We start from the raw sequence: 4,557 nt of genomic DNA, 5'->3' as shown, positions 1-4,557 counted from the left end.
CGGGAGTTGCCGCGTGCTCATGGCGTCGCGGTGGCCGGCGGACGGCCGTTCGGCCCGGACACGGAGGCGCCGGGCGGGCCCGCGCCGATCTGGAGCAGCACCGGCCCGGACGCGGTGTCCGCCTCCCACGTCACCGCCGTCACCTCGGGGGCGAAACACGCGAGCGTGTCCCGGGCCGCCTGCTCGACGGCGTCGGGGGAACCGCCGCAGCCGCAGCCCCCCGAGCCGACGAGCCGCAGCCGCAACTCGCCCGTGGCCGGGTCGAATCCGGTGCTCTCCACGTCCTGCGGGAGGGCGTCGAGGGCCCGGGCGATACGGGCCGGCGTGTCCTCCGGGTGCAGTCCGTGCAGCACCAGCAGGCCCGCGACGAGCTCGTCCCGGAGCAGCGCCTCCACGGCCTCGCGGGCCGGCCGGTCCGGACGGCGGCCGAGCAGGTCCATGACCCGCGCGAACCCGCCGCCGTAGAACTCCATGAGGACCCGCACGAGTTCCTCGGCGGCCTCGCACGCCGCGCGGTCGCCCGAGGAGGCGAGCCGGTCGAGGACCCCCTCGACCATCCGCCCGGCCGTCTCCGCGTCCGGCGCGGTCCGCGCGCCGCTCATCCGGCCAGACCGCTCAGACCGGTGGGCACGTGCATCGACTTCACCGTCCGGCCGTCGCCGACGTACATGTGCACGCCGCACGGCAGACACGGGTCGAAGCTGCGCACGGCGCGCATGATGTCGATGCCCTTGAAGTCCTCCGGGGAGTTCTCCTCGAAGATCGGCGTGTTCTGCACCGCGTCCTCGTACGGGCCGGGGGTGCCGTAGGTGTCACGGGTGGAGGCGTTCCACGGGGTCGGCGGGTACGGGTGGTAGTTGGCGATCTTCCCGTCCCGGATGACCATGTGGTGCGACAGGACACCGCGCACCGCCTCGGTGAAGCCGACGCCGATCGACTCGTCCGGCACCTCGAACTTCTCCCAGGTCTGGGTGCGTCCGGCGCGCACCTCCTCCAGGCCCTTCTCCGCGCTGTGCAGGGCCACGGCGGCGGCGTACGCCTGGAAGTAGGTGCGGGCGCGGTTGCGTTCCAGCGCGTTGGACCACTTCGGGATCCTCCACTCGAAGGTGGTCTCCGGCTTGGTGAGCGTGCGCGGCAGGTTGATGACGACGCTGTGCCCGGTCGCCTTCACGTACCCGATGTCGACGAGCCCGGACAGCGCGGTGGACCACAGGCGGGCGAGGGGGCCGCCGCCGGTGTCCAGCGGCAGGTGGTCCTTGCCGTCGAACCAGCGCGGGGACATCACCCAGCTGTACTTGTCGTCGAAGTTCCGCTTCTGCGGGGCGGGGACGGTGTGCTGGTTCCACGGGTGGCGCGGGTCCACCGGGTTGCCCAGCGGGTCGTGCGTGACGAACTGCTCCTTCCCCTCCCAGTCCTCGTAGTACGAGCTGCCCAGCAGGATGCGGATGCCCAGGTTGATCTCGGTGAGGTCGTTGGTGACCAGCTTGCCGTCCACGACCACACCGGGGGTGACGAGCATGCGCCGGCCCCAGTCCGTCATGTTGGCGTAGGTGAAGTCGCAGTACTCGGGGTCGTTGAACGCGCCCCAGCAGCCCAGCAGCACGCGCCGGCGGCCGACCTCCTCGTAGCCGGGCAGCGCCTCGTAGAAGAAGTCGAACAGGTCGTCGTGGAGCGGCACGACCCGCTTCATGAACTCGCAGTACCGCATGAGGCGGGTCATGTAGTCCGTGAAGAGCTGCACCGAACCGATGGTGCCGACACCGCCCGGGTACAGCGTGGAGGGGTGCACGTGGCGGCCCTCCATCAGGCAGAACATCTCCCGCGTGTACCGGCTGACCTGGAGCGCCTCCCGGTAGAACTCGCCCTCCAGCGGGTTGAGCGAGCGCATGATGTCGGCGATGGTGCGGTAGCCGTGGTCGGCGGCGTGCGGCGCCTCGGTGCGCTCGGCGAGTTCGAGGACGCCCGGGTTGGTCTCGCGGACCATCTTCTCGCAGTAGTCGACCCCGACCAGGTTCTCCTGGAAGATGTTGTGGTCGAACATGAACTCCGCGGACTCGCCGCAGTTGATGATCCACTCGCCGAGGTGCGGCGGCTTCACCCCGTACGCCATGTTCTGCGTGTAGACCGAGCAGGTGGCGTGGTTGTCACCGCAGATGCCGCAGATGCGGCTGGTGATGAAGTGGGCGTCGCGCGGGTCCTTGCCCCGCATGAAGAGGCTGTAGCCGCGGAAGACCGACGAGGTGCTGTAGCACTCGGCGACCCGCTTCTGTTTGAAGTCGATCTTCGTGTGGATGCCGAGGCTGCCCACGATCCGGGTGATCGGGTCCCACGCCATCTCCACCAGGCCGGTGCCGTCACCGGTCTTCGTCGAGGTCGCCATCGTGTCTGTGCTGCCCTTCGGTCGTTCGGTTCGGTGAGCGGGTCGCGGGCCGGCGTCGGGCGGTGATCACCAGGGCGGCCGGTAGCCGGTGGTGAGTTCCCGGCCGGTCCGCCGCCACCCGGGCTCCTTGTCCACCGTCCGCGCGGTGATGGTCCGCAGCCTGCGCACCACGCCTCCGTAGGCGCCGCTGGCGGTGGTGGAGAGCTTCGCGCCGGGCGGCTCGTCCATGAACGGCATGAACTTGTCGGGGAAGCCGGGCATGGTGCAGGCGATGCAGATGCCGCCGACGTTCGGGCAGCCGCCGATGCCGTTCATCCAGCCGCGCTTGGGCACGTTGCACTTCACCACGGGCCCCCAGCAGCCGATCTTCACCAGGCACTGCGGGGAGTCGTACGACAGGGCGAACTGGCCCTGCTCGTAGTAGCCGGCCCGGTCGCACCCCTCGTGCACGGTGGCCCCGAACAGCCAGGTGGGGCGCAGCTTGTCGTCCAGCGGGATCATCGGCGCGGAGCCCGCCGCCTGGTAGAGCAGGTAGGTGAGGGTCTCGGCGAAGTTGTCCGGCTGGATGGGGCAGCCGGGGACACAGACGATCGGGATGCCGGCCGCCGACTTCCAGTCCCAGCCCAGGTAGTCGGGCACGCCCATCGCACCGGTCGGGTTCCCGGCCATGGCGTGGATGCCGCCGTAGGTCGCGCAGGTGCCGATGGCCACGACGGCGAGGGCCTTGGGGGCGAGCCGGTCGATCCACTCACTGGTGGTGATGGGCTGGCCGGTCTCCGGGTTGTCGCCGAAGCCGCACCAGTACCCTTCCTTCTTGATCGCCTCGTTCGGCACGGACCCCTCGATCACCAGGACGAACGGATCGATCTCCCCGCGCTCGCCCTTGAAGAACCACTCGATGAACGTGTCCGCGCCGCCGACCGGCCCGCACTCGAAGTCGATGAGCGGCCAGTGCACGGCGATCCTCGGCAGACCCGGCAGCGCGCCCAGGGCGATCTCCTCGATGCTGGGCTGCATCGCGGCCGTCAGGGCGACCGAGTCGCCGTCGCAACTCAGCCCGGCGTTGATCCAGAGGATGTGGATCGGCTTCTCGTCCGTGCCGATGCCGCCGGACGTCTCCGCCTCGGCGTCCGTGGCCGGGGGGCTTGCGTTCATCAACGCCTCCTGGGGAGGAATGCGGCCTGTCGATCGCTCGGCCCGTGTCGTTGGCTCAAGCGTCGGCGACCCCGTGCGGCACCGCAGGCGGAGCCGGCGACGGCTGTTTGCGTACGAACGCCCGGCGCAGCGCGTGGTACGGAGCACCGGGGTCGAGGAAAATCCTGCGCATGTGCGCGAGTTCCCGCTCGCGCACCGCCGCCAGTGGTGTGACGGCCTCGCGGCGCCCGCTCTCGGCCTTCTTCGCGACGAGCCGTGACTGAGCTCCGGAAGAACCCGCCCAGTGCTGCGCCAGCCGGGTGACCTCGGCGGAGAAACGGGCGGGAGGGCACTCGATCACCCGGTCGGCCAGGCCGATGTCCCGCGCCTGTCCGGCGCAGACCGGAAGCGCCTCCCGGACGAGCCGCTCGGCCGTCGCGGCGCCCACCCGCCGCGGCAGGCTGTACGTCCAGTACTCGGAGCCGTACAGGCCCATGAGGCGGTAGTGCGGGTTGAGCACGGAGCCGGAGCGGCACCACACCTCGTCGGCGGCGAGCGCCAGCATGACGCCGCCGGCCGCCGCGTTGCCGCCGATCGCGGCGACGACGAGCCGGTCGGTGGTGGTCAGGACGGCCTCCACGAGGTCGTCGATGGCGTTGATGTTGGCCCAGGACTCGGCCGCCGGGTCCGGCGCCGCCTCGATGACGCCGAGGTGGATGCCGTTGGAGAAGAAGTCACGGGTGCCGCCGAGCACCAGCACCGACGTGGGCCGCTCGCAGGCCGCCCGGTACGCGGCCAGCAGCCGCCGGCAGTGGCCGGTGGACATCGCGCCGCCGGGGAAGGAGAACGACAGCGTCCCCACCGGGCCGTCCTCCCGGTACGTGATGTCCGACCAGGGGGCGCCGTCCCCGGCGGGGCACAGCGGCGGCACGGACAGCTCCGGCAGCCGCGGCAGCCGCCCGGCCAGGGCGTGCGTGGCGGGCAGCTTGCAGGCGCGCGGGGCACCCGGTCCGGTACGGGCCCGCAGTTCGGGGATCCACACC

At 71.1% G+C, this 4,557-nt stretch carries 4 protein-coding genes; all 4 read right to left on the bottom strand.

The features are described 5' to 3' along the window. Positions 1–17: 17 nt before the first annotated feature. Positions 18–602, bottom strand: a complete 585-nt coding sequence (locus tag B7767_RS18675; RefSeq protein ID WP_085573178.1) for a hypothetical protein — start codon at positions 600–602, stop codon at positions 18–20. Further along, positions 599–2,380: a nickel-dependent hydrogenase large subunit gene (locus B7767_RS18670; RefSeq protein WP_085573177.1), complete on the bottom strand. Its 1,782-nt coding sequence runs from the start codon at positions 2,378–2,380 to the stop codon at positions 599–601. Before B7767_RS18670 ends, B7767_RS18675 begins: the two co-directional genes overlap by 4 nt. A 66-nt stretch (positions 2,381–2,446) precedes the next feature. Then, positions 2,447–3,535 carry a hydrogenase expression protein HypE gene (locus B7767_RS18665; RefSeq protein WP_085573176.1) on the bottom strand — a complete coding sequence of 363 codons (1,089 nt, stop codon included), beginning with the start codon at positions 3,533–3,535 and terminating at the stop codon, positions 2,447–2,449. Positions 3,536–3,590: 55 nt separating this feature from the next. Beyond that, positions 3,591–4,557: enoyl-CoA hydratase/isomerase family protein (locus tag B7767_RS18660; protein WP_143652542.1), on the bottom strand; the 967-nt coding region annotated here is incomplete at its 5' end.

Origin of the sequence: Streptomyces sp. 13-12-16 (genome assembly GCF_002114215.1) — a bacterium.
Lineage (GTDB): Bacteria > Actinomycetota > Actinomycetes > Streptomycetales > Streptomycetaceae > Streptomyces.
Note: the sequence above shows the minus strand (reverse complement) of the source record. Positions and strands in the feature narration are given on the sequence as shown.